This window comes from Arthrobacter crusticola (assembly GCF_004357995.1).
Taxonomy (GTDB): domain Bacteria; phylum Actinomycetota; class Actinomycetes; order Actinomycetales; family Micrococcaceae; genus Arthrobacter_D; species Arthrobacter_D crusticola.
This window is the reverse complement of the sequence record NZ_SMTK01000004.1, coordinates 197,558-220,831: the sequence shown is the minus strand read 5'-3', so window position 1 is coordinate 220,831 and position 23,274 is coordinate 197,558. Positions and strand designations below refer to the sequence as shown.

Annotated in this window: 20 protein-coding genes; 7 read left to right on the top strand and 13 right to left on the bottom strand. The window is 70.7% G+C overall.

The genetic code is table 11. The features are described 5' to 3' along the window. Positions 1-40 precede the first annotated feature (40 nt). From E2F48_RS12695 to E2F48_RS12680, 4 genes are all read right to left on the bottom strand, one after another. Positions 41-385 (bottom strand): hypothetical protein, encoded by a 345-nt coding sequence (locus E2F48_RS12695; RefSeq protein ID WP_133404344.1) that lies wholly within the window; start codon positions 383-385, stop codon positions 41-43. Positions 386-469: 84 nt separating this feature from the next. Beyond that, the gene (locus tag E2F48_RS12690; RefSeq protein ID WP_133404343.1) at positions 470-1,444 is read right to left on the bottom strand and encodes a DNA topoisomerase IB; all 975 of its coding nucleotides are present in this window, start codon (positions 1,442-1,444) and stop codon (positions 470-472) included. A gap of 69 nt (positions 1,445-1,513) precedes the next feature. After that, positions 1,514-2,470: a prephenate dehydratase gene (gene pheA, locus E2F48_RS12685; protein ID WP_425455777.1), complete on the bottom strand. Its 957-nt coding sequence runs from the start codon at positions 2,468-2,470 to the stop codon at positions 1,514-1,516. Further along, positions 2,467-2,793 carry a rhodanese-like domain-containing protein gene (locus tag E2F48_RS12680; protein WP_133404342.1) on the bottom strand — a complete coding sequence of 109 codons (327 nt, stop codon included), beginning with the start codon at positions 2,791-2,793 and terminating at the stop codon, positions 2,467-2,469. Before E2F48_RS12680 ends, pheA begins: the two co-directional genes overlap by 4 nt. A gap of 143 nt (positions 2,794-2,936) precedes the next feature. On the opposite strand from E2F48_RS12680, the gene E2F48_RS12675 reads away from it, so the two are divergent. Then, positions 2,937-4,334 (top strand): amidase, encoded by a 1,398-nt coding sequence (locus tag E2F48_RS12675; RefSeq protein ID WP_133404341.1) that lies wholly within the window; start codon positions 2,937-2,939, stop codon positions 4,332-4,334. Positions 4,335-4,351: 17 nt separating this feature from the next. On the opposite strand, the gene E2F48_RS17365 is transcribed toward E2F48_RS12675, so the two are convergent. Continuing rightward, positions 4,352-4,519 (bottom strand): hypothetical protein, encoded by a 168-nt coding sequence (locus E2F48_RS17365; protein ID WP_165968763.1) that lies wholly within the window; start codon positions 4,517-4,519, stop codon positions 4,352-4,354. A gap of 71 nt (positions 4,520-4,590) precedes the next feature. Continuing rightward, entirely contained in the window at positions 4,591-5,142 is a 552-nt protein-coding gene (locus E2F48_RS12670; protein WP_133404340.1) for a DUF4190 domain-containing protein, read from the bottom strand. A 219-nt stretch (positions 5,143-5,361) separates the two neighbouring features. Between E2F48_RS12670 and pgm the strand changes: the two genes are divergently transcribed. After that, positions 5,362-6,996 (top strand): phosphoglucomutase (alpha-D-glucose-1,6-bisphosphate-dependent), encoded by a 1,635-nt coding sequence (gene pgm / locus E2F48_RS12665; protein WP_133404339.1) that lies wholly within the window; start codon positions 5,362-5,364, stop codon positions 6,994-6,996. Between the two features lie 125 nt (positions 6,997-7,121). On the opposite strand, the gene E2F48_RS12660 is transcribed toward pgm, so the two are convergent. Continuing rightward, positions 7,122-8,510: an aldehyde dehydrogenase family protein gene (locus tag E2F48_RS12660; RefSeq protein ID WP_246018939.1), complete on the bottom strand. Its 1,389-nt coding sequence runs from the start codon at positions 8,508-8,510 to the stop codon at positions 7,122-7,124. Further along, positions 8,507-9,511: an SDR family NAD(P)-dependent oxidoreductase gene (locus E2F48_RS12655; RefSeq protein ID WP_342772593.1), complete on the bottom strand. Its 1,005-nt coding sequence runs from the start codon at positions 9,509-9,511 to the stop codon at positions 8,507-8,509. The genes E2F48_RS12660 and E2F48_RS12655 overlap by 4 nt, the downstream gene beginning before the upstream one ends. A gap of 101 nt (positions 9,512-9,612) precedes the next feature. On the opposite strand from E2F48_RS12655, the gene E2F48_RS12650 reads away from it, so the two are divergent. Together E2F48_RS12650 and E2F48_RS12645 are read left to right on the top strand one after the other, a co-directional pair. Further along, the gene (locus E2F48_RS12650) at positions 9,613-10,941 is read left to right on the top strand and encodes a uracil-xanthine permease family protein (RefSeq protein WP_133404338.1); all 1,329 of its coding nucleotides are present in this window, start codon (positions 9,613-9,615) and stop codon (positions 10,939-10,941) included. A 54-nt stretch (positions 10,942-10,995) separates the two neighbouring features. After that, positions 10,996-12,174, top strand: a complete 1,179-nt coding sequence (locus E2F48_RS12645; RefSeq protein WP_133404337.1) for an acyl-CoA dehydrogenase family protein — start codon at positions 10,996-10,998, stop codon at positions 12,172-12,174. Between the two features lie 23 nt (positions 12,175-12,197). Here the strand turns inward: E2F48_RS12645 and E2F48_RS12640 are convergent, their stop codons facing one another. Further along, positions 12,198-13,232: a PHP domain-containing protein gene (locus tag E2F48_RS12640; RefSeq protein ID WP_133404336.1), complete on the bottom strand. Its 1,035-nt coding sequence runs from the start codon at positions 13,230-13,232 to the stop codon at positions 12,198-12,200. A gap of 223 nt (positions 13,233-13,455) precedes the next feature. On the opposite strand from E2F48_RS12640, the gene E2F48_RS12635 reads away from it, so the two are divergent. The 3 genes from E2F48_RS12635 to E2F48_RS12625 are packed head-to-tail and all read left to right on the top strand — an operon-like array spanning position 13,456 to position 15,953. After that, positions 13,456-13,875: a YybH family protein gene (locus tag E2F48_RS12635; RefSeq protein WP_133404335.1), complete on the top strand. Its 420-nt coding sequence runs from the start codon at positions 13,456-13,458 to the stop codon at positions 13,873-13,875. A gap of 4 nt (positions 13,876-13,879) precedes the next feature. Continuing rightward, complete coding sequence (locus tag E2F48_RS12630) at positions 13,880-15,313, top strand: purine-cytosine permease family protein (protein ID WP_133404334.1); 1,434 nt, start codon at positions 13,880-13,882, stop codon at positions 15,311-15,313. Further along, the gene (locus tag E2F48_RS12625; RefSeq protein WP_133404333.1) at positions 15,300-15,953 is read left to right on the top strand and encodes a cyclase family protein; all 654 of its coding nucleotides are present in this window, start codon (positions 15,300-15,302) and stop codon (positions 15,951-15,953) included. Before E2F48_RS12630 ends, E2F48_RS12625 begins: the two co-directional genes overlap by 14 nt. 17 nt (positions 15,954-15,970) lie before the next feature. Here E2F48_RS12625 and E2F48_RS12620 read toward each other — a convergent pair whose 3' ends face one another. From E2F48_RS12620 to E2F48_RS12605, 4 genes are read right to left on the bottom strand one after another with little or no spacing between them, the layout of a single operon-like run. Continuing rightward, complete coding sequence (locus E2F48_RS12620; protein WP_133404332.1) at positions 15,971-16,588, bottom strand: hypothetical protein; 618 nt, start codon at positions 16,586-16,588, stop codon at positions 15,971-15,973. Between the two features lie 34 nt (positions 16,589-16,622). Continuing rightward, positions 16,623-16,913, bottom strand: coding sequence for a hypothetical protein (locus E2F48_RS12615; RefSeq protein ID WP_133404331.1), 291 nt, complete (start codon positions 16,911-16,913; stop codon positions 16,623-16,625). Positions 16,914-16,956: 43 nt separating this feature from the next. Continuing rightward, the gene (locus E2F48_RS12610; RefSeq protein WP_133404330.1) at positions 16,957-18,720 is read right to left on the bottom strand and encodes a hypothetical protein; all 1,764 of its coding nucleotides are present in this window, start codon (positions 18,718-18,720) and stop codon (positions 16,957-16,959) included. Further along, positions 18,721-23,247, bottom strand: coding sequence for an FtsK/SpoIIIE domain-containing protein (locus E2F48_RS12605; RefSeq protein ID WP_133404329.1), 4,527 nt, complete (start codon positions 23,245-23,247; stop codon positions 18,721-18,723). It lies immediately after the preceding gene. Between the last annotated feature and the right edge of the window lie 27 nt (positions 23,248-23,274).

Genomic DNA, 23,274 nt, shown 5'->3' with positions numbered 1-23,274 from the left:
GGGCCGGCGCCGGCCGCGCCGCGGGCGGGGTCCGGCAGGGTCAGCCCCGGTCGCGGTCCGTGTACTCGCCCTCGTCGTCGGGGCTGTTCAGCCGATCCCGGTCCTTCTCGGGATACTCGCCCTCCTGCTCCGGCTTCTGCGCCCCGGTGTACCCGCCCCCGGTGTCCGCGGGCTCGGTGCTGGTGTAGCTGCCCTCGGTTTCCTTGGAGGTGCCACCGGCGGCGGCTCCGTGCCGTTCGGACTGCTGGTTGATCAGCTGCTGCTCCTCGGCGAACCGGAGGTCGTTGCCCTGATCGCCGATATCTCCGCGGCGGTTGGGATCCGACCCGGATTCATCCTCGCCTGCCGGATTGACGATGTGTCCTTCGCTCGCGCTGTCAGTCATGATGCTGCCTCTCATTGAAGGTGCCGCCCCTGACGGGGCGCCCACTGTAAGCGTACTTACGAACAGGCCGCGGTGAAAGCCGTCTCAGCCCCCCAGCAGTTCACGCACGGCCCGCTCCGACGCGGCGTAGCCGGCCACCGGGATGACCTCACCGCTCATGAACCGGTCGACGAGCCGCGGATCGACGTAGGAGCTCCGCGCCACCGACGGGGTGTTGCCCAAGTGGTCGGCGACGGCGCGCATGGTGGCGGTGACCGCCTTCTGCCGCGCCGTCCTGCTCGTTGAGACCAGGTCGTGCCGGGCGAGTTCCATGGCGGCGACCACGGTGGCCTGCCAGGTGCGGAAGTCCTTGGCCGTGAAGGGTCCCCCGGTGACCTGCCGCAGGAATTCATTGAGCTGCGAGCCGTCGATCGAATGCCACTTCTCGTCGGCCGAGCGGTAGGCGAGCACCGTGTCCGCCTCCTCCCGGCGCATCATCGGGCGCAGGGCCGCGGCCAGGTCCTCGTCTTCGATGGTGGTGTCCCACTGCTGCCCGCTCTTGCCCGGGAAACGGAAGGTGATGACCGCGCCCTCGATAATGACGTGCTCGACGCGCAGTGTGGTGACCCCGAAGGAGCCGTTCTCCTCGGCGTACTGTACGGATCCGATCCTCAGGGCGCCGGCGTCGACAATGCGCAGCGCCGCGGCGAAGGCCCGCTCCCGGGTCATCCCGGTGCTGCGCAGATGCTGGGTGATGACGCGACGGGCGCTGGTGAGCCGCGCGCCGAACTCCAGGGACCGGTCGAACTTCTCGCGGTCCTTCTGCTCCCGCCAGGCCGGGTGGTAGATGTACTGGCGGCGCCCGGCATCGTCGGTGCCCAGGGCCTGGACATGGCCGTTCGGGTAGGGCGCGATCCAGACGTCCTTCCACGCCGGCGGGATGACGAGTTCTTTCACCCGTTTCAGTTCGGCCTTGTCGGTCAGCAGGGCGCCGTCGGGCGTGCGGTAGCTGAACCCCTTGCCGGAGCGGCTGCGGGTGATCCCCGGCTTGTTCGAATTGCTGCGGCGCAGTCGTGCCATGCGGCTACCAACCTTCGACGAACGGAAGACCCTGAGATTGGTAAGCCTACTGTTCTTTTGGGCGGCGCGTCAGGACCCGCCCCGCAGGCCCTCCACCCAGGACTCGGCGGCATCGAACGCCTCGTCGGAGGTCCGCGGGGCGATCGTCGAGGGCCGCTTGTCGGCACGGGCATAGGAGCCGAGGAAGCGCAGGTTGGGGCTGATGCGGTGAAGGCCCTTCAGGGCGTCCGCGACCCGTGCGTCGGCGAGGTGGCCGTCCGCGTCGATGCTGAAGAAGTAGTCACCAAGGAACTGGCCGGTGGGCCGGGACTCGATCCGACTCAGGTTGACCCCGCGCGCGGCGAACTGGTCAAGGATCTCCATCAGCGCCCCCGGGTGGTCCTCCGGAAGGGGGATCACCAGGGAGGTCTTGTCGGCGCCGGTCGGTGCCGGCAATACCGTGGGCCGGGTGACGAGGATGAAGCGCGTCACCGCGTCGGAGACGTCACCGATATCCGAGGCGAGCACCGCCAGGCCAAGGCGTTCCGCGAGCAGCGGCGAGCAGACGGCCGCGTCATAGGCGCCCTCCGCGAGGCCGTGCGCGGCAGCCGCCGTCGAGGAGGCTGGCAAGTATTCCGCTTCCGGAATATGAGAATGCACCCAGCCACGGCACTGGGCCCAGGCGTGGCCGTGCGTGGAGATGCGGCGGACGTCGTCGAGCCGGGCGCCGGGCCGGGCGGCGAGGACGAAGGTGATCGCGACCAGCTCCTCCCGTACGATCCGCAGGGGCTCGCCAACCGCGACGGCGTCGAGGGTGGCGCTCACCCCGCCCTCGACCGAATTCTCGATCGGCACCATTGCGGCATCCACCCGGCCGGACCGCACCTCGCCGAGCGCGGCGCCGACCGTCGCCACCGGGAGGCGGTGGGCCTCCGCGGCCCCCGGGACCTGGAGCAGGGCGGCCTCGGTGAAGGTTCCCTCCGGCCCGAGGTAGGCATACGAGGAGAAGGCCAGGGACGCCGGGGCCTGCCCTGCGGGACTGCTCACAGGACCGTCGGCTCGCTGCCCGTCTCGGCGACCATGGGCTTACCGGCCTCGAGCCAGGCTCCCATTCCCCCGCTGACATTGACCGCGGAGTAGCCGTTGGCCACCAGCCAGGTGGCGGCCCGGTGGGAACGCCCGCCGGTCCTGCAGATCACGTGGAGGTCCTCGTCCGGGTCGAGGTCGTCAAGGCGCGCGGGAAGCTCATCGAGCGGGATGTGGAGGGCGCCTTCGACGTGGCCCGCCTCCCACTCGTAGTCCTCGCGGACGTCGAGGATCCGGGCGTCCGGGCCGAGGGACTCCACTGAAACATTCTCAAGTTCGCTCACGTGCACTTCCCTTCACTGCCGGGCGCCTGTGTGCCGGGACCCGGGCCCGCCGCGTTCCGGCGGTGCTCCAAGCCTATAGTGGGAGCGGGCCCGGGCGCCGCCCGGACGGATCCCCGGGGCGGACCTGAGAACGGAAACGGTGTATGAGCGAGTTATCCAGCCTGTCGGCCCTCACCCTGCGCGACGCCCTGGCCAGCGGCGAGGTGGGGGCGAGGGAACTGACCGAGCACTACCTGCAGCGGATCGAGGAGCGGAACCTTGCCCTCGGTGCCTTTCTCACCGTCACCGCCGAACAGGCACTCCGGGAGGCCGACGCCGCCGACGCGCACCGGGCCGCCGACGGCCCGCTGCCGGTGCTGCACGGGCTGCCGCTGGCGCACAAGGACCTCACCGAGGTGGCCGGCGCCCCCACCACGTACGGAACGGCGGCCCTTCCGGCGGCCGTGGCTGAGCAGGACTCTCCGCTGGTGGCTGTCCTGCGTGCCGCCGGGGCGATCAGCCTCGGGAAGACGCAGGTCCCGGAGTTCGGGCTGAGCGCCTACAGCGAGAATTTCATCGGACCCCCGGCCCGCAACCCCCTCCGCCCGGACCTGAGCCCGGGCGGGTCCTCCGGCGGCAGCGCCGCCGCCGTGGCGGCCGGGCTGATCCCCTTTGCTCCCGGGACCGACGGCGGTGGGTCGGTGCGGATCCCCGCCGCCGCCACCGGGCTGGTGGGACTCAAACCCAACCGGGGCCGGGTGCCTTCCGGGTCCGGGCAGGAGGACCTCGGGCAGTTTGTGGTAGCCGGGCCGCTGGCGCGCAACGCCGCCGACGCCGCTCTCCTCCTTGACGCCCTGGTGGCCGAGCCCGGCTACCGCTCCACTGCGGCCGCCGCCCCTGCGGGCTCGTTCCTCTCCGCGGCCCAGCGCGCCGAAGGCCGCTTCCGGATCGGTGTCAGCACGGTCTCGCCGTTCGAAAGCGCGTTTCCCATCACCCTCGACGCCCCGGCCCGGGACGCCCTCGAGGCCGGCATCCGCGCCCTGGGCGCGGCCGGGCACGACGTCGTCGAGGCACCCCTGACGTACGACCCCCGCTACCACACTGCCTTCCAGACCGTGTGGACGGCGGCCCTGGCCATCGCCCCGATCGCCGAAGAGGACGAGGCAAAGCTGACCCCGCTGGCGGGGACGCTGCGCCGGCGCGCTCGAACCCGTCCGGCGCCGGAACTCACCGAAGCGATCGGGATCCTCCGGAAGTTCGAGTACGACACCATCCGCCAGTACTCGGACTACGACATGATCCTCACCCCGGCGCTGGGCATGACCCCGCGCCCCATCGGCTGGTACACCGGCGCCGACGCCGACGCCGACACCGACTACGAACTGCAGTGCCGGTATTCGCCCTTCACCTCGATGGTCAACGTGTGCGGGCTTCCTGCCCTTGTGGTTCCCACCCTGAGGACCGAGGACGGGCTGTCAATGGCCATCCAGCTCATCGGCCGGCCCAGCGCGGAGGCCGACCTCCTGGCAGTCTGCGCCCAACTCGAGGCCCTCCGGCCCTGAGGGTTCTGGCGGCGGCGCTACTCCTTCCCGTCGGAGTCCTTGCCGCCGTCGAACCCGGGAGCGATTTCGACCTCGGGGTCGGGACCGCCGTAGCCGCCCGCGTCGAGGTTTTCGGTGCCTCCGGCCTTCTCGGCGCCCTCCTCGTCGGGATCGCCCTCAGGGGTGGTGTTCGCAGTGTCAGTCATCGTTCAGCCTTTCGGAGGCGGAAGGCCCGGTCCGGACCCTGTTACTCAGCTTACTTATGATCCGTCCGACCTCAAGGCCCCGTCGTCACCGAGGCGGCCGTCCCCAGGGAGACGAGCAAAACGAAGCCGACGACGAGCAGCAGCCCGACCAGCAGCATGATGTACCCCATAATGAGCCCGGTCAGGGCAAGCGGCCTGCCGGCCGGCTCGCGGCGCAGGGCGAGATGCCCGAACACCACCGCGAGGAGCTGCGGCAGGATCAGCAGGCCGCCGGTGAACACGGCCGCCGCGCCGAGGATCAGGGCGGCGATGCTGAGTCCCCGGGGTTCCGTGAGGTAGGGAGCCGGATAGGAGCCATACGGAAGGGTCCCCGACTGCCGGTAGGACGTCGACCCGAACTCCTGCCCGCCGTCCGGGAAGCCGCGGCCGGGATCCGCCCCGCCGAAGGGATGCGGAGGCGCTCCCTGCGGGTCCGGCCCCGCGGCATGCGCCCCCGAGGGGCCCTCCCCGGCCGGTCCGGCCGGGCGGGAAGGTCCGGCGCCGCGCATGCCGGGATCGGAATACCAGCGGGGGTCGTGGGGATCGCTGAATGGGGGGCGCTGCCGGGGGCCGTCGTCGGCCATGATTCCACCTTGGGTCGTGCGGGAGGGTTCGGGTGACCGGACCCGCGGATCTCCTAATCGTCCCCGCCCTGGTGCGCCGATGCAATGGAATCCGTGCCGGGAAGAAATCCGTGCCCGGATCCGGAAAACACCGCCGCCTCAAACCCTGCCGCGGCGCCGACCGGAGCGCGTAAGAAACCGGCGGCTGTATTTGGCGCAGTTCTTTGACATGCTGTTGCCATGGCTAACCGAGCGGGCACTGTTGCCCTACCCAGCGACCTTGTTGATGTCACGGCCCTGCTTGACGCGTATTTCGACGTCGTCCCGGACCTGTCCGACCCGGCGCAGCGCGTCGTCTTTGGCACCTCGGGCCACCGCGGCTCGTCGTTGAAGGCCTCGTTCAACGAGGCGCATATCGCGGCGATCACGCAGGCGATCGTCGAATACCGGGACCGCGAAGGGGTGACCGGCCCCCTGTTCATGGGCAAGGACACGCACGCATTGTCCGAGCCGGCGCAGAACACGGCCCTCGAGGTGCTCGCCGCCAACGGCGTCACAGTGAGGATCGACGCCCGCGGCGCCTTCACGCCCACCCCGGCCGTATCCCACGCCATCCTCACTTACAACGCCACCCGCACCGACAAGGCCGACGGCATCGTCATCACCCCCTCGCACAATCCGCCCGCCGACGGCGGCTTCAAGTACAACCCACCGCACGGCGGACCGGCGGACTCGGATGCCACCAACTGGATCGCGGCCCGCGCCAATGAGCTGATGGAGGGCGGGCTGCGCGAGGTCCGCCGGGTTCCTGCCGCGCAGGCCCAGAAGGCCGAGGGCATCGGCACCTACGACTTCCTCCAGCACTACGTCGAGGACCTGCCGGCGGTGCTGAACCTCGACGCGATCCGGGCCTCGGGCCTGTCGATCGGCGCCGACCCCATGGGTGGTGCCTCGGTGGACTACTGGGGCGCCATTGCCGAGAACCACAATCTGAACCTGACGGTGGTCAACCCGGCGGTCGACCCGCAGTTCGGGTTCATGACGCTCGACTGGGACGAAAAGATCCGGATGGACTGCTCCTCCCCCTACGCGATGGCCTCCCTCATCGCCCGGGCCTCCGAGTTTGACATCGCCACCGGCAACGACGCCGACGCCGACCGCCACGGCATCGTCACGCCCGACGGCGGCCTGATGAACCCCAACCACTACCTCGCTGTGGCGGTTGATTACCTGTACCGCAACCGGCCGTCCTGGCGGGCCGATGCCGTGATCGGCAAGACCCTCGTGTCCTCCTCCATCATCGACCGGGTGGCCACCGACCTCGGCCGGGTGCTCGTCGAGGTGCCGGTCGGCTTCAAGTGGTTCGTTCCGGGACTGCTGACGGGCGAGGTCGCCTTCGGCGGCGAGGAATCGGCCGGAGCCTCCTTCCTGCGGCAGGACGGCGGGCCCTGGAGCACCGACAAGGACGGGATCCTGCTGGCCCTGCTCGCCTCCGAGATCACCGCCGTGTCCGGAAAGAGCCCCTCCCAGCACTACGCCCGGCTCACCGAGCGGTTCGGTGCGCCGGTCTACGCGCGCATCGACGCCGCCGCGAGCCGCGAGCAGAAGGCGGCGCTGGGCAAGCTCTCGCCGTCGGACGTCACGGCCACGACCCTCGCCGGTGAGGACATCACCGCACGGCTCACCGAGGCCCCCGGCAACGGCGCACCGGTGGGAGGGCTGAAGGTCACCACCGAGAACGCCTGGTTCGCGGCCCGCCCGTCGGGAACCGAGGACGTCTATAAGATCTACGCCGAGTCCTTCCGCGGCGAGGACCATTTGAAGCAGGTGCAGGCGGAGGCCAAGGCGCTCGTGGACGGCGTCATCGGCGCCTGATCGGCCCGGGCGTCCGCGCGGCCCCGCTCGAACCCCGGTGAAACTGCAGCTCACCACCCTTTCCGGACCTCAAAGGGTGGTGAGCCGCACACTCGCGGGTGATCGTCCGGTGTGCACCTGCCGCGTTAGATCAGCCTGCGCAGCAGCAGGCGCTTCAGCGGGCCGAACGGCGGATAGGCGACCCGGAGCGTATCGGGGCGGGTGTCCTTGGTGAACACCGGCCGGTGCTGGCTGAAGGTGTCGAAGCCCTGCTGGCCGTGGTAGCCGCCCGAGCCGCTGGCACCCACGCCGCCGAAGGGCAGCCCCGGCACGGCGAGCTGCACCAGGCAGGCGTTGTGGGTGATCCCGCCGGCCCGGACCGCGTTCTCGAAGGCGGTGCGCCGCTCGGGACTGTTGCTGAACAGGTATGCCGCCAGCGGGGCCGGACGGGCCGTGATGAACCGGACGGCGGAGGTGAGGTCCGGCACCGTCAGCACCGGCAGGAGGGGACCGAAGATCTCCTCCTGCATCAGCGCCGAATCCGGCGACACCCCGGTCAGCAGGGTCGGCTCAAGGTACCGGGTGGCACGGTCGTGCCGCCCCCCGGCGGCCACCGTGCCGTCCCGCAGGAGCGCGGTCAGCCGGTCGAAGTGCCCGGCGTTGACGATGCGGCCGTAGTCGGCGGAGGTGGCGGGATCCTGGCCGTAGAACTCCTTGAGCGCCCGGCGCAGGGCCTGCACCAGCGCCGGCTCGAGCGCGGGCGTGGTCAGGACATAGTCGGGGGCCACACAGGTCTGGCCCGCATTGAGGAACTTCCCCTGGACCAGCCGGCGGGCCGCGGTGTCGAGGTCGCCGTCCATCACCACGGCCGGCGACTTTCCCCCAAGTTCAAGGGTCACCGGGGTGAGGTTGCGCGCGGCGGCTTCGGCCACGATCCGCCCCACCCGCTCTCCCCCGGTGAAGAAAATGGAGTCGAAACGTTGCTCGAGCAGTTCCGTTGTGACCTCGGGACCCCCTTCGACCACGGCGACGGCGTCCGGGTCGAGGTACTGGGGCACCAGGCGCGCCAGCACCTTCGAGGTGGCCGGCGCCAGCTCGCTCGGCTTGAGCACCGCGCAGTTCCCGGCGGCAAGCGCGCCGACGAGCGGGGCGAGGACGAGCTGCGCCGGGTAGTTCCACGGGGCGATGATCAGGGCCACGCCCAGCGGCTGTGCGGTCACGCTGGCGGAGGCCGGACGCAGCCCGACAGGCACCGGAACCCGCACGGGGGCGGCCCAGGCCGGCAGGTGCCTCACGGCGTGCTTCGCTTCGGCGCGGACCACGGCCAGCTCGGAGATGAAGCTTTCGGTCGGGCTCTTGCCCAGGTCGGCGGCGAGCGCAGTGGTGAAATCCTCGGCCCGTTCGGCGAGCATCCGCATCAGGGCGCGCAGCTGCTCCCGGCGCCACACGAGGGGGCGCGTGGTGCCCGCCTCGAAGGTGCCGCGCAGCCGCCCGACGACGGTCCCGGCGGTCACCCGGGCGGTCCCGGCGCTCACCGGGACGCCTCCGCCCCGGCGGAGGTTCCGGCGGATGTTCCGGCGGATGTTCCGGCGGGCGGGGCTGACCGTGGGCTTGACGCCGGGCGCCCGGTGAAGGTGTCCATTGAGCGGTACACGCCGAAGAGCCTCCCGGCCACGAGGTCCCACGCGGGCTGGGGCAGCAGCCCGCGCAGCGCGCTGCCCAGCGCGACGGTCCACGGCAGCTGGAGGCGGGCGCGGCCCTCGAGCATCGCCTGCCACGCCCGGTCGACCACCGCGCCGGGCTCGAGCAGCGGAGTGAGCAGCGGGGCGCTCACCCCGGCGAACATGGGGGTGCGGATGTAGCTGGGGATCAGGGTGGTGACCCGGATTTCCGGGTGCCCGGCCGCGAGGAGTTCGAGGCGCAGCGAGTCGCTCCAGCCGATCACCGCCCATTTCGAGGCGGTGTAGACACTCATGCGCGGCACCGAGAGGGTTCCCGAGGCGGAGGCCACATTGAGGATCCGCGCCGGGGTGCCGCGCCCGATCATGGCCGGCAGGAATTCGCGGGTGATGTGCATCGGCGCCAGGGCGTTGACCTGGAGGGTGCGGGCGATGTCCTCCTTCTGGCGGTGCTCCCAGAAGTAGCTGCCCGTCACGATGCCGGCGTTGTTGATCAGGATGTCGGGTGCACCGGCGTCGGCGAGGACCTCCGCCGCGGCGGCGCGCACCTGCTCCAGCGAGGAGATGTCCACCGGGTAGGCGGAGACCGCGGTGCCGGCTCCGGCCAGCGCAGCCGCCGTTGCCTCAAGGGCCGCCGCGTCAACATCCCACAGCACGACGGCGGCGGCGCCCTCACGCACGGCCCGCTCGGCATAGAGCCGGCCCATCCCCATGGCGGCCCCGGTCACCAGCACCGTGCGGCCGCGGGCCGTGAAGTCGGCGTTGTCCGATGCCGTCCGGCGGGGCGTCCCCGGCGCCCGGGTGCCGAAGTGCCCCATCCCGTGTCGCAGGGCCCGGGCCCGGCTGCTCAACCCCATCGGTTATGTCCTCCTGCAATTGTCAGGACTGCAACGTAACACGGTGGCAACCGCCGGGAGATAGGATTTCCCCAGACTCCCCCTCCCTGGAAGGCACCGCCATGAGCGCGCTTGGAACCGGCTGGACCCTGCACGGGGACGGCAAGAATGTCACCCCGGGCGCCTACGTGGCCCCCGATGAGCGGCTGAGCTGGCCGCGCACCATCGGCATCGGGGCCCAGCACGTCGTCGCCATGTTCGGCGCGACCTTCCTGGTGCCGCTGATCACCGGTTTCCCGCCGTCGACGACGCTGCTGTTCTCGGGCATCGGCACGGTCCTGTTCCTGGTCATCACCGCAGGGCGGGTGCCCAGCTACCTCGGCTCGAGCTTCGCCTTCATTGCCCCCATCGCCGCGGCCCAGGCCCAGCACGGACCGGCCGGGGCGCTCGGCGGCATCGTGATGGCCGGCGCCCTGCTGGCGGTCATCGGCTTCATCGTCCACCGTGCCGGCTCGCGCTGGATCCAGGCCGCGATGCCTCCGGTCGTCACCGGCTCCATCGTCGCCCTGATCGGGCTCAACCTCGCCCCGACGGCGAAGAACAGCGTCGAGCAGGGGCCGGTGACGGCGGTCGTGACGATCCTCGCCATCCTGCTGGTCACCGTGCTGTTCAAGGGCATCCTGGGCCGCCTCTCCATCCTGATCGGCGTGCTCGCCGGGTACCTTGTGGCGATGCTGCGCGGGGAGGTCGACTTCGCCGCGATCGGCGACGCCGCCTGGATCGGACTGCCCGAGTTCTCGGCGCCCACCTTCCACCTCTCCGTCGTCGGCCTGTTCCTTCCGGTGGTGCTGGTCCTGGTCGCCGAGAACATCGGCCACGTGAAGTCGGTGGCCGCCATGACCGGGCGGGACCTCGACCCGGTGACCGGGCGGGCCCTGATGGCCGACGGCGTCGCGACCATGATCGCCGGTGCCGGCGGCGGCTCCGGCACCACGACCTATGCGGAGAACATCGGGGTGATGGCCGCCTCACGCGTCTACTCGACAGCGGCGTACTGGGTCGCCGGCATCGTCGCCGTGCTGCTGAGCCTCTTCCCCAAGTTCGGGGCGCTCATCGCCACCGTGCCCCCGGGCGTCCTCGGCGGGGCCGGGGTGGTGCTGTACGGCATGATCGGGATCCTCGGCGTGCGGATCTGGGTCTCCAACCAGGTCAACTTCTCCAACCCCATCAACCTCTCCACCGCCGGCGTTGCCCTGGTGATCGGCATCGCCGACTTCACCTGGACGGTCGGGGACCTGACCTTCGCGGGCATCGCGCTCGGCACCGCCGCCGCCCTGCTGATCTTCCACGGCATGACCGCCATCGCCCGGGCGCGCGGCAGCGAGCACGTCGCGGGGCCCGGCGAGCCGGAGTCCGCCGACACCGGGACCAAGCCCTCGAAACTGGGCTGAGCAGCGCGCCCGGCCCTCCGGCAACCGTCCCGGGGCACTGCGTACAGTAAGGGAATGACCCCGGCCCCGGAGACTCCAGATCCCGCCGACCTTCTCGGCATCGACTCCCTCCTCTCCGCCGAGGAGGTGGCGCTGCGGGGCAGGGTCCGCGCCTTCGTCGACGCGGACATCCGGCCGAACATCGCCCGGTGGTACGACACCGGGGAGTTTCCGCTCGACATCGTGGCGCCGATGGCCCAACTCGGGCTGCTCGGCATGCACATCGAGGGCTACGGCTGTGCAGGACGCAGCGCCGTCGAGTACGGGCTGGCGGCCCTCGAGGTCGAGGCCGGCGACTCGGGCCTGCGCACGTTCCTCAGCGTCCAGGGCTCCCTGGCCATGGGCGCCATCGCCCGGCACGGCTCCGAGGAGCAGAAGAACCAGTGGCTTCCCCGCATGGCAGCGGGCAGCGTGATCGGCTGCTTCGCGCTGACCGAACCCGGCGGCGGTTCCGACCCGGCGAGCATGCTGACCAACGCCCGCAGGGACGGCGGCGACTGGGTACTCAACGGAACCAAGCGCTGGATCGGGCTGGCGAGCATCGCGCAGGTGGCCGTGGTGTGGGCGCAGACCGACGACGGCATCCGCGGCTTCCTCGTCCCCACCGACACCCCGGGTTTCCGGGCCACCGAGATTCCCCAGAAGCTCTCAATGCGCGCCTCCATCCAGTGCGACGTGGAACTGACGGACGTCCGGCTCCCGGCCGGGGCACTGCTGCCCGGTGCCCGGGGACTCCGGGGCCCGTTCGAATGCCTCAACGACGCGCGGTACGGCATTGTGTGGGGTGCCATGGGTGCGGCGCGGGACAGCTACCTGGCGGCGCTCGACTACTCCCGGGAGCGGATGCAGTTCGGCAAGCCGCTGGCCGCCTACCAGCTCACCCAGGAGAAGCTCGTGAACATGGCCCTTGAGATCACCAAGGGAACCCTGCTGGCGCTGCAGCTTGGGCGGCTCCACGACGCCGGCGCCCTGAAGCCGCACCAGATCTCCGTGGGAAAGCTCAACAATGTCCGGGAGGCCCTTGCGATCGCCAGGGAGGCCCGAGCCATCCTCGGCGGCAACGGCATCACGCTCGACCATTCACCGCTGCGCCACGCCAACAACCTCGAGAGCGTACGCACCTACGAGGGCACCGACGAGGTCCACACCCTGATCCTGGGCCAGCACCTCACCGGCATCCCGGCCTTCCGGTAGCAGGCCGCCTGCCGGACGGCGAATCAGCTCCCGGCCGCCGCCGTGCCCTTTCCGGCCCATTCCAGCAGCCGGTCAAGAGGCCAGGTGGTGATAATCCGCTCTGCGGGCACGCCGTTCTTTTCGGCCCGCTCCGCCCCGTACTGAAGGTAGTCGAGCTGGCCGGGTGCGTGGGCGTCGCTGTCGATGCTGAAAAGGCATCCCGCGTCGAGCGCCAGCCGGATGAGCCGGTCCGGCGGGTCCTGGCGCTCAAGCCGCGAATTGATCTCGACGGCCACGTTGTTCTCGGCGCAGGCGGCGAAGACCCGCGCCGCGTCGAACTCCGATTCGGGACGCGTGCCCCTGGAGCCCTGCACGAGGCGACCGGTGCAGTGACCGAGCACGTTCGTCTGCGGGTTGGTGACGGCCCCGAGCATCCGCCGGGTCATGGTGCCGCGGTCGGAGCGCAGCTTGGAGTGCACGCTCGCCACCACAATGTCGAGCCCCTCGAGCACCTCCGGCGCCTGGTCGAGGCCGCCGTCCTCAAGGATGTCGACCTCGATGCCGGTGAGCAGGCGGAACCCGTCGCTGCCGTCATTGATGGCCGCCACGACGCCGAGCTGGTCTCTAAGCCGCTCGGTGCTCAGCCCGTTCGCAATGGTGAGGCCCGGCGAGTGGTCCGTCAGGGCGAGATACTCCCGGCCGAGCAGACGGGCCGCCGCAACCATCTCCTCGATGGACGATCCGCCGTCGGACCATTCGCTGTGGCTGTGGAGGTCGCCGCGCAGGGCGGCACTGATTTCCGCGCCGCCCTCGGCGAGCGGCCGGGTGCCGCGCTCGCGCAGGCCCGCCAGATAGTTGGGGATTTTACCCTCGACGGCCTCCCGGATCACCTCGAAGGTCCGCTCCCCGATCCCCTTGGTCCGCTTCAGCCGTCCATCGCCGATCCGTTCGGCCAGCTCGTCCCGGCTGAGCCCGGCGATGACCGCGGCTGCTTTGCGGAAGGCCTGGACCTTGAAGGAGGGAGCGGATTCCCGCTCAAGCCAGAAAGCAATTTCGGACAGTGCGTCGGTGGCATCCATGGCAACATCCTGCACCACGCCTCCGGCGCGGTCTGCCACAGGGGGCACAAGTCCTGCCGCCGAGGCCCGGCGGGGACCGGATCGTTGCACTGGGGTTCCGTCCCACTCAGGATTGGAAGAAACCCGTTGACACTGTAACGGTCATCACGCATCATCATGTAAACAATTGTTTACCGCAGGGCAACCAGGGGGGGCTGGATGCGCTGCCTTCCCAGGGACGGCTATGGAACAGGTAACCCTCGACGAGATCGAACGCGCGGCGGAACGGCTCGTCGACGCCTTCGCCGCAACCGACACGGCCCGTTATTTCGCCGCATTCGCCGAGGATGCGACCTTCGTCTTCCACACCGAGGCCCGCCGGCTCGAGAACCGCGCCGCCTACGAATCGTTGTGGGCCGGTTGGCTTGAGGACGGCTGGCGCGTCGTCTCGTGCACCAGCAGCAATCCACGCATCCAGCTTCTCGGTCCCACCGCCGTCTTCACCCACGACGTCGAGACCGTCACCCGGACGGGGGACGGACCCGGCGAGACCACCCGCGAACGCGAGACCATCGTCTTCCACCGCTCCGGCGGATCCGTCACGGCCGTCCATGAGCACCTTTCCCCCTCCCCCGCCGATTCAGCCCTCCCGGAAACGAGCTAGCCCCATGGCGACCGAGCAGCCCACCCAGCCCAGGACCTCCGCCTACACCCGGCTGTCGAACCACCTCGAGAAGAACTCCGAAGGTTACGGCCCGCTCCGGGGCACCCTCGGCACGGGGCGCATCGGGATGATCTGGCTCGCCGCCAACCTGGTGGTGACCACCCTGCTGACCGGGACGCTCTTCGTCCCCGGCGTCAGCTGGCCCCTGGCCGTCGGCATGATCCTGCTCGGAACGCTCATCGGCGGAGCGGTCCTGGTGTTGATCGGCAATATGGGAACCCGGACCGGGTTGCCCACCATGTCCCTCACCAAGGGCTCGTTCGGGCTGCGCGGTTCCTTCCTGCCGGTGGCCGCGAACGTCATCATCCTGATGGGCTGGAGCTGGGTCCAGGCGATGCTTGCCGGAGTGACGGTGAACTTCCTCGTGGAGCAGGCCACCGGCTTCTCCAACCCCGTCCTGTTCTCCGTGCTCTGCCAGCTCCTCGTGGTCTGCCTGGCGATCTTCGGCCACGCGGGCATCGCCCGGGTGGAACCGTGGCTGGCGCTGGTGATCCTCGCCTTCATGGGCTTCATCTTCGTCTCCGCCTTCACCACCTTCACGCCGTCCGACTTCGTGACCACCCCCGTGGACCCGGAGGCCGGCTGGACGGGGGTCTCGGTGCTCGACGTGGTGATCGCAACGGCGATCTCCTGGACGGTGCTCTCGGCGGAGTTCAACCGCCTGGCGAAGTCCTCGACGGCGGGAATGGTTGGCTCAGCGATCGGTTACACCCTTTCCACCGTCCTCGCCATGACGCTCGGAGCCACCGCGATCGCCTACGTCGTCCTCAACGGCGGCGAGGCGGTGCCGTTCGACCCCACGGTCATCGTTGCGGCCTTCGGGGCTCCCCTGGCCATCGTCATCTTCCTCTCGGTCATGGCCACCAACACCATGGTGGTCTACGGCATGGTGTCCTCGGTGGTGAACATGGTGCCCTCGCGCCGGGTCACCTTCCTCCCCACCGCGCTGGTGCTCGGCGTGATCTCGATCCTCGGCTCCACCTGGCTGGCGCTGCTGAACCAGTTCACCGCCTTCCTGGTGCTGATCAGTTCCCTGTTCATCCCGGTGTTCGCGGTGATGATCGTCGATTACTACCTCGTGCGCCGGCGCCACTACGGGACGGACATCCTCCGCGCCAACGGAGGTGACTACTGGTTCTCCAAGGGAGTCAATATCGCCGCCGTCGTCGTCTGGGCCGTCGGCGCGGCGGTGTCCCTGATCCTCACCTACTCCCTGCCAAGCCCCATCGGCGCCACCATCCCGACCTTCGTCATCTCCGCCCTGCTGTACCTGGTTTGGGCGGCGGCCACCGGCCGGATGGAGCGGGGAACTCCCATCGATAAGCACCTCCTCGACCTGGCCCCGTCCCAGGAGCAGGAGCCCCGTGCGGATCGTTGATCTCTCGCAGCCCGTGGTCACCGGGATGCAGGTGTACCCGGGCGATCCGGAGGTCACCCTGAGTCCGGTGGCCACCCTGGCCGAGGACGGCTTCCAGGTCGCCAGCGTGCACGCCGGCACCCACACCGGCACCCACATCGACGCGCCGCTCCACTCCATCGCCGGCGGTGCCCCGGTTGACCGGATCGCGCTGGAACGGCTGGTGGGCACGGCGAGGATCGTGAGATGCCTAGGCCTCGAACCGCACCAGCGCCTGAGGTGGGCCGACGTCGAGGACGGGCTCCGGGAGCTGCAGGCCGGCTCGATCGTGCTCTTCGAGACCGGGTGGTCAAAACACTTCGGCACCGAGGAATACCTCGCGCACCCGGTCCTGTCCCCCGAGATCGCCGAGGCGCTGCTGGCCGCCGGGGTCTCCGTGGTCGGCGTCGACACGCTCAACCCCGACCCGACCCTTTCCAACGAGGGCCTGCTCCCGTTCCACGCGGCCTTCCTGGGCGCCGGCGGGGTGATCATCGAAAACCTCACGAACCTCACGGCCGTCACCTGGGAGGATCCGCTGGTCTCTGTCCTGCCCCTGCCGCTGGCCGGCATGGACGGGTCGCCGGTGCGCGCGGTGGCTTTGGACCTGGCCGGACACTGAGGTCCCGCCAGGAGCAATCAGGCCGGGAGGAAGCGGAAGGTCCCGGCGATGGCGTCGAAGAGGTCGAGCACCTCTTCCTCCAGGGCGAGGTTTGGGGACAGGCCGGTGACGAGGATGAACTCGTCGCCCGATCCCGGGACCGGAACGAAGGTGTGGGAGACCAGGACGCGCACGCGCTGGGCATCGGTCGCCTGAACCTCCTCCTGCCCGCAGACGCGGGTCGCAGCCGTCCCGTCGGCCAGCCGGACAGCGGTGACCGTGCGCGGCGGGAGGTCGGCCGCCCCCGTGCCGCGTCCGCCGCCGAGCGCCGCCGACATCGTGGGGGTGGTGAAGGTGCTGGGATCAGGCGCCGTGACCGCGAACAGCATCACCTGCCCGACGAAGAAGCCGTCGTCGTACACCGTCGCCGTGCCGGCGCCCCACAGCGCCCCGGCCTTCCGTGCGGCCGACGTCACCCGCTTGGCGTGGGTGAAAAGCTCGTCGATCTGGAGTCGCTCCTGCGCCGAACCCGCGCCGGACATCGCCTCCCGCCTCGCGGTCACCAGCTGCTCGTGTGCGACGTCGAAGGTGGCCCAGTGCTCCGGTACGGCGACCGCGAAGCGGCCGGGGCGGGTGGGCAGGTCAAAGCTTGGCATTAGGTCAACTTCCGCGTCGTGGTGCTGGGATTCGTCATTTCTTGTCCTGGTCGAGTGCCTCGGCGAGGTGGTTGTCGGTATCCACGAAGGCCTGGGTGGCCTCCCGGATCTTGTCCCGGATCTTCTTGCCTTCGCCGATCAGCTGTTTCCGCCCGTCCGACCACCGGCGGTCGAAGGTCCGTGCCGCGCCCATCACATCGGGGGCGTTGCCCAGCATCTGTTCGAGGTCGAGCTGACCGGTGCCGGTCTCCAGCAGGGACAGAACGTTGTCGAGGTCCCGGGCAGCCTCCTCGAGCTCCTCCAAGGGGACCGTGATGTGTGTCATTGGGATTTCCCTTTCATGGGTCGGGTGTCGGGGTGGATGCCGGTCATCGGCCGACCCGCCCGAAGCCGACCGAACCCTTGGTGATGGGTTCGGTCCGGTTGGTCGGGCTTCCGGCGGCAAGGCCCGCCTGGCCACCGGTGGCCTCCTGTCCCACGAGCTGCCCTCCGTGCTCCTCGGAGTTCTGGCGCTCAGTAACCAGGACCTTGGTACCGCCGTCGGCGCCGACCGAGACACCGATGACGGTGCTGTTGGCCGCCTTATCCACGGTGGAAGGGCCGGGGGAAGGGGGCTCGGGAGTCGGGGTCCCAGGCGCGGCCGGCGCAGGAGCCGGTGCTGGGGCCGGATCCGCCGGTGCGGGCGTGCCCGGACGCGACGGACCAGGAGTGCCCGGGGTCGGTTCGTTCAGCGACGGCGCCGGAGACGCAGGACGCGACGGCCCCGGGCTGCCGGTCACAGGGGTCGACGGCGCTGTCTGGAACTCCGACTCTGCGGAGGGCGCCGGAGACACAGGACGCGACGGCCCCGGCGATCCCGCTGCCGGCTGCACCTCGGGCGTAGCGGGCCGGGACGGTGCCGGAGTGGTGACGGGCGCAGGCGCAGGGGCGGGCGCAGGCGCAGGGGCGGGCGCCGCCTCTCCGGGCGGTGCGCTCCTCGCCGCCGGCGGAGTGGAGGAGCCCGGCTTACTGAAGACCGAGTTGAGCCCCGGCCCAAAGCGGGTGGCCAGCGCGCCACCGGCGCCTCCGGCCAAACCGCCGGCGAGCGCACCGGAGAAAATCACCGCTGCGTTGAACGGTGTGCCGTCCTTGGCGTTGATGGCACCGCCGATCGAGTTGATCACCGCACCCGGCACGAAACCTTCGGTCGACCCCAGCAGGGCCTTCTTGAGGATCGGCGAGTTGCGGAGGAAGTCTCCGGTCGAGCGGAGGCCTGGCCCGATGGGGCCGGGCAGCGACGTCAGGAACCGGCCGGCGCTGGAGGTCGCGCTGCCCACCTTGGCCCCTATCGACGGGATCAGGCGGATGGCGGCCATGCCTCCGCCGAATCCGAGGGTCAGGAATCCGACCACGAGCGCGCCGACGTCGAGCTTTCCCGTGGCCAGGGTATTGAACGCTGTGAGAAGCCCGAAGGTGAGCGCCCCCAGTGCGAAGCCGACGATGGGGAAGAAGATGCTGACGATGCCGACCACGATGCCCAGGATGATCTGGAGTACGGGGTTGTTCTTGAACCATTCGAGGAACTTTTGGAACAGGCTGCGCGCGGGCACCACGGTCACGTGCTCGAGCTCGTCACGCAGCGTTCCGGCGGCCTGCTCGCGCAGCGCCTTGGCGTCGGCGGCCAGCCTCCGGGCTCCGGTGAGCACGCCGCGTGCGTCGTCGATTTGCGCTCCGCGCTGCTCGGCGGCCCGGCGGTCGTCGGCGCTGGCGTCCGAGGCGGGCTGCGGCGGGGCTTCGGCGGCCAGGGTCGCGACGGGCAGTGCCTGGTCCATGGCGCGGTCGATCTCGCTCTGGGTCTCGGAGAGCGTCCGGGCATAGGCCTGGTAGGCCTCCGCCGCCTCGCGGAAGGACGTCGCGGCCTTGCGCAGCTTCTCTGGATACTTCGTGCCGACCACCTCCCTCAGCTTTTCCATCGCCTCTCCACGCCCCTCGGTCACTTCCTGGCTGGTGAGCACGTCGGCCGCGGCGGCGGCGTCGTCGCCGAGCCTGGTGTACGTGGGGACGAGCTTTCCCAGCAGGGCCTCGGGGTCCCCGGGGGTGGGGTCGGCGTCGAGGCCCAGTACCTCGAAGCCGTTGACATGACGGCGTGGCATCTACGTGTCCTCTCTTGGAGTACCGGCCGGGACGGCAGGCGGAAAAGCTGGAAGCGGTTCGGGAAGAGTTGGTGCGTTTGTTTCGGGAACCTGCACGGCGATGAGCTGCCCGTCGCCGAGGTGGAGGAGGCCCCGCCCGGAGACCGTCGGGGTGCCCACGACGCCGCGGCCGAGCCGGACGCCGATCAGTTCGCCGTCGGCGATCGACTGCGGGGCCAGGAGCAGCCCCTGCCGGTTCCGCCGGGCGAGGGCAACCCACCCTCCGATCGCGTTGCCGAGGGCCTCGGCGTTGCCTCCTGCGAGGACCGCCCAGCCCTCCCCTGCCGCGCCGCGCGCCAGGGCCTGGACATCCGCGGAGAAATCATTGGCCAGTACCATCTCGGCGTCGTCGATGATGAGCATTCCGCGTTCCTGGGGAACCCGAGACAGCGCCTGCCGGAGGTCCGCGGACGAGGTTTCCGGGTCGATGAGCACCGCGGCCACGCCGGGGTGTCCCTCAAGGGCGCGCAGCGGGCTGCGCCGGGGCGCGATGACCACGATTCCGTCGCCGCGCCGCAGCGCCCACCGGGCCATGGTGAGCAGCGCCGTGCTGCGGCCGCTCTTGGGCGGCCCGGCGACGAGGAAGGTGGGCGTGTCACCGAGGTCGGGGCCGAGCGGGACCAGGTCGTCACCGCCCAGGCCGACCAGGATCCGGTCGGCCGGCAGGGCCGCGGCGGCCCGCTCGCCCGCCTCCGCGTAGCCGATGCGGTCCGGCAGGGCTCGAAGCGGACGCGGGCGCATGCCGGCAGGGACGTCCCGGTCGCGCTCCCGCAGGCGGGACGCAAGCTGCTCGAGGGCCAGTGCCTGGGCGGCGCCGCTGACCTCGTCGGCACCCTGGGGCGCCGGAAGGACCCCGATCTGGACCTCCACGCCGTCCCTCGGGCGCAGGGCGCGGCCCGGCGGCATGTTGTCGGGCACGGCCTTCGGACGGATCCCCACCATTGACCAGTCGGCTGAGTCGTTGAGCCGGAGCACGAGTTTGTCCTCGGTGGTGCCGGCATAGCGGCTTGAGGCGAGCGACCGGTCGCCGGCGAGGACGAGGTGGAGCCCGACGGCGGCACCGTCACGCAGGATGGTGGTGAGGCGCTCGAGGAGCGAGCCGTTGTCGTAGTTGGCGTATTCGCGGTCGAACACTTCGAACCGGTCGACCAAGACCACGAGGTGGGGCGGCCGTTCCTCCTCGGGGAGCTGGCTGCGGAGTTCGTGGAGGTCGGAGACGCCGCGGGCACCGAGCATCCGCTGGCGGGAGTGGAGTTCCGCGGTCAGCCGCGTGATCAGGCGTCCGAGCCGCTCAGGGGAGCGGTGGTCGATCACCGCCCCGACGTGCGGCAGGTCGATCAGCGCGTTCAGCGCGCCTGTCCCGCAGTCGATGCCGTAGAGGTGGGCGTCCTTGGTGCTCACGGCCGTGGCGATGGCCGCGGCGAGCGTCCGAAGGGCCTGGGAGCGTCCGGCCTGCGGAGCGCCGATCAGGTGGAAGTGCCCCATGGTGTCGAGGTCGAACTCCAGCGGCAGCTGCTGCTGAAGCTGCGGGTCGTCAATTCGACCCCAGACCGCCGGGGCGAGGGAGGCGTCGGTGCGTCGGGCCTCCCCGTGCGGGAGGGCCGTGTTCGCTGCCAGCTCAATCCGCTCAGGAAGGGGCGGCAGCCACGGCCGGGCCGGCGGGGCGATCCCCAGCTGGTCGGCGGCGCGCGTCAGCGCGTCGGCGAGGAACGCCATGTCGGTGGTGAGCTCACCAGCCGACGACGGGTCGGCGCTGCCGTCGGCGCCGCCTGCCACCGCCGGGGCGCCAGCGGAGGCCGCGGGGTGGCCGGCCGCCGGGGCGGGGGGACCAAGTGGAGGAATGCCGTCGCCCAGCTCCGCCCAGGGAACCCGTCCGACCGCGGCCGCCGCCACGGCGGCAGGTCCGGCCGGGCGGGCCGAGGCCCGGCGCCCGCCCACGCGTGCGGCCTGGAACGGCAGAAGGACCGAGGCGCTCATCCGGGCGAAGGCCCGTCCCGGCGTCGACGGCGAAAGGGTCGCGCTGTCCGGGGCATCGATGATGTCGCGGCTCTCCGAGGCGTCGGTGGTGCGCAGGGCGACACGCAGCGTCGTGTTGGCGCGGATGTCGGCCGTGACCGCGCCGGAGGGGCGCTGGGTGGCCAGGATGAGGTGGAGTCCGAGTGACCGGCCCCGCTGGGCGAGGTTGACCATGCCGCTGACGAAGTCGGGAAGCTCGCGCACCATTGACGCGAATTCGTCGATCACGATGACGAGGCGCGGCAGGGCGGGAAGGGAAGGGTCGAGGCTGCGCCGGTCGAGGTAGTCCGGGAGGTCCTTGGCGCCGGCGTCGGCCAGCAGATGTTCGCGCCGGCGCAGCTCGGAGTTGAGGGAGGTCAGGGCCCGTTCGACGAGGTGCGTGTCGAGGTCGGTGACCATGCCGACGGTGTGCGGCAGGTCGGCGCATTCGGCGAAGGCACTGCCGCCCTTGTAGTCGACGAGGACGAAGTTCATCTCGTCCGGCCGGTTCGCCACGGCGAGCGATGCAACCAGAGTCTGGAGCAGTTCGGACTTGCCGGAGCCCGTCGTCCCGGCCACGAGGCCGTGGGGGCCGTCCCGTTCAAGGTCGACGTCGAAAGCGCCGTCGAGCCCTACGCCGAGCCGGGCCTGGGTGCTCCGCGCCGAGAGCAGCCACCGTCCGGCGACCTCGTCGGCGACTGAGTCTGACAGGCCAAGAAGGTCGACGAGCCGGACGGCCTTGGGCAGCACGGCGCCGTCGTTGTCGCCGACGGCGCGCAGGGGCGCCAGGCTGCGTGCCACCGTCTCATACCAGGCGGGGCGGGGCGCGTCGGCGCGGATCTTCTGGGCGGTTCCATCCGCGCCGAGCACCTCGCCGCGGCCGTCCTCGCCCACCGATAGAACGACCGAGCACTCTTCGGGCAGCCGCTCCGCCTCGCGGTCGATGCAGAGGAAGAATACGCCGACGCCCGGGCCCTCGCGGAGCAGGGTGACGACGCCGGGCAGGAAGCGCAGGCGCCTGGCCCCGTCGAGCACGACCAGGATCCGGGTCTCCTCGACGGAGGGGTCCTGCGCGCCGGTCCGGGCGGCCTGGCGGACCTCGACGAGCTGAACGAGTTCGGCCACCCGCCGGGCGGTGGAGTCGGCGGTGGTTCCGAGGTGGAAGGCTCCGGGTTGCCCCCCGCGCCGCACGTGCGGCAGCCAGCGGCTCCAGTCCCAGGTCGGTGCCGAATCGGGCTTGCCGCCGGTCAGGATGTAGAGGTCGAGGTCGTTGGGACTGTGGAGGACCGCTGCCTCGGCCACGAGCCAGCATGCGGGGCCGGGCCCGCCGGCGATACCGATGACGCCCGCGGCCTGCAGGTCCACCGTCACCGGCACCTCGGCCAGGCGGGGCGAGGTCGCCCTCCGGTGCTCATCCTCGTTGGCATCCTCGACCAGGATGCTTGAGGGCACGCTTCCGGTTCCGGCCCGCAGGACGAGAAAGTCGATGTCGGAGCGCCGCCGCTCCCAGAGCCGGTCGGTGGGCGTCGCCGCCATTGCCAGCAGCGCCGCGGGGTCGGGGTGCACCGAGCGCATGATGCGCTGTTCGAGGAGCACCGCCGCGGAGATGTCCTCACCGATCCGTTCGGTGGTCTCCCGGTAGTCGGTGACCCGCCGCTCGTGGTCCTGCAGCTGGCTCTTGCGGTTGCCGCTGCGGCTCAGCAGAGCGGCGACGGGGGACAGCAGGCCGAAGAGGATGAACCGCCAGTTGCCGGTGATGACGACCGTCAGCAGCGACGCCACAATGGGGATCAGCACCAGGGGCAGCAGCGGAATGGCGTTGCGGGGCGGCTCCCCGGGCTTGCGGGGAAGCCGGAACCGGGTGGCCGGTGGGGTGTGGCGCAGCCGCGGCGGCCGGTTGAACTCGCGCCCGAGGCCGTCCTCGGCGACGCTGACCGAGGCGATGCGCAGGGTCCGGGGAGCGACGTCGAGCAGCAGCCCGTCGATGGAGAGCAGGGTGCCTTGGTCCCACGCCGCCTCGGCGCCGGCTGCCAGCGGATTCCCCGAAATTTCGACGCCGGTGGTGCGTGCCGACACCCGGACAGCGCCGGAGGCCTGGACGGTGATTGAAGCAGTGATGTCGCTGCCTCCCGGAGTTTGAATGAGGCAGTGCTGCCCGGAACCCACGTCGTAGTGGCCGGCCGCGAGCCGGTAGGTGACCCCGGCATCCTGCCCGCCCACGATCCCGACTTCGACGAGGCCGGGCGAGGTGGCTTCGTCGGGCCCCGGGCCCCCCAGGCCGAGGGCGATTCCGTCGTAAAGACCGGCCCCGGCCAGGGTCTGCGAGGGATCGAGCACCGACCCGCCCGCGAAGAGTGGACCCTCGGAAGGGCCTCCAAGCTCCTCGGCGATCGCCGCGGTGAGGCTTCCCACCGGCGTCGTCGGATCGGCGTCCACCTCAAGCGGGATGGGGACGACCGAGGACGGCTGGAAGGCGGTGACGGCGAAGCGCATGGAGTCTCTCTGTCGGGGCGGGTCGGG

What these genes read in the sequence shown, in the direction of transcription:
- E2F48_RS12610 (WP_133404330.1), bottom strand. Translation starts at nt 18,720, where the DNA reads ATGCCACGCCGTCATGTCAACGGCTTCGAGGTACTGGGCCTCGACGCC.
- E2F48_RS12635 (WP_133404335.1), top strand. Translation starts at nt 13,456, where the DNA reads ATGGAACAGGTAACCCTCGACGAGATCGAACGCGCGGCGGAACGGCTC.
- E2F48_RS12650 (WP_133404338.1), top strand. Translation starts at nt 9,613, where the DNA reads ATGAGCGCGCTTGGAACCGGCTGGACCCTGCACGGGGACGGCAAGAAT.
- E2F48_RS12695 (WP_133404344.1), bottom strand. Translation starts at nt 385, where the DNA reads ATGACTGACAGCGCGAGCGAAGGACACATCGTCAATCCGGCAGGCGAG.
- E2F48_RS12630 (WP_133404334.1), top strand. Translation starts at nt 13,880, where the DNA reads ATGGCGACCGAGCAGCCCACCCAGCCCAGGACCTCCGCCTACACCCGG.
- E2F48_RS12655 (WP_342772593.1), bottom strand. Translation starts at nt 9,511, where the DNA reads ATGGGGTTGAGCAGCCGGGCCCGGGCCCTGCGACACGGGATGGGGCAC.
- E2F48_RS12675 (WP_133404341.1), top strand. Translation starts at nt 2,937, where the DNA reads ATGAGCGAGTTATCCAGCCTGTCGGCCCTCACCCTGCGCGACGCCCTG.
- E2F48_RS12670 (WP_133404340.1), bottom strand. Translation starts at nt 5,142, where the DNA reads ATGGCCGACGACGGCCCCCGGCAGCGCCCCCCATTCAGCGATCCCCAC.
- E2F48_RS12645 (WP_133404337.1), top strand. Translation starts at nt 10,996, where the DNA reads ATGACCCCGGCCCCGGAGACTCCAGATCCCGCCGACCTTCTCGGCATC.
- E2F48_RS17365 (WP_165968763.1), bottom strand. Translation starts at nt 4,519, where the DNA reads ATGACTGACACTGCGAACACCACCCCTGAGGGCGATCCCGACGAGGAG.
- E2F48_RS12615 (WP_133404331.1), bottom strand. Translation starts at nt 16,913, where the DNA reads ATGACACACATCACGGTCCCCTTGGAGGAGCTCGAGGAGGCTGCCCGG.
- E2F48_RS12605 (WP_133404329.1), bottom strand. Translation starts at nt 23,247, where the DNA reads ATGCGCTTCGCCGTCACCGCCTTCCAGCCGTCCTCGGTCGTCCCCATC.
- E2F48_RS12620 (WP_133404332.1), bottom strand. Translation starts at nt 16,588, where the DNA reads ATGCCAAGCTTTGACCTGCCCACCCGCCCCGGCCGCTTCGCGGTCGCC.
- E2F48_RS12640 (WP_133404336.1), bottom strand. Translation starts at nt 13,232, where the DNA reads ATGGATGCCACCGACGCACTGTCCGAAATTGCTTTCTGGCTTGAGCGG.
- E2F48_RS12690 (WP_133404343.1), bottom strand. Translation starts at nt 1,444, where the DNA reads ATGGCACGACTGCGCCGCAGCAATTCGAACAAGCCGGGGATCACCCGC.
- pgm (WP_133404339.1), top strand. Translation starts at nt 5,362, where the DNA reads ATGGCTAACCGAGCGGGCACTGTTGCCCTACCCAGCGACCTTGTTGAT.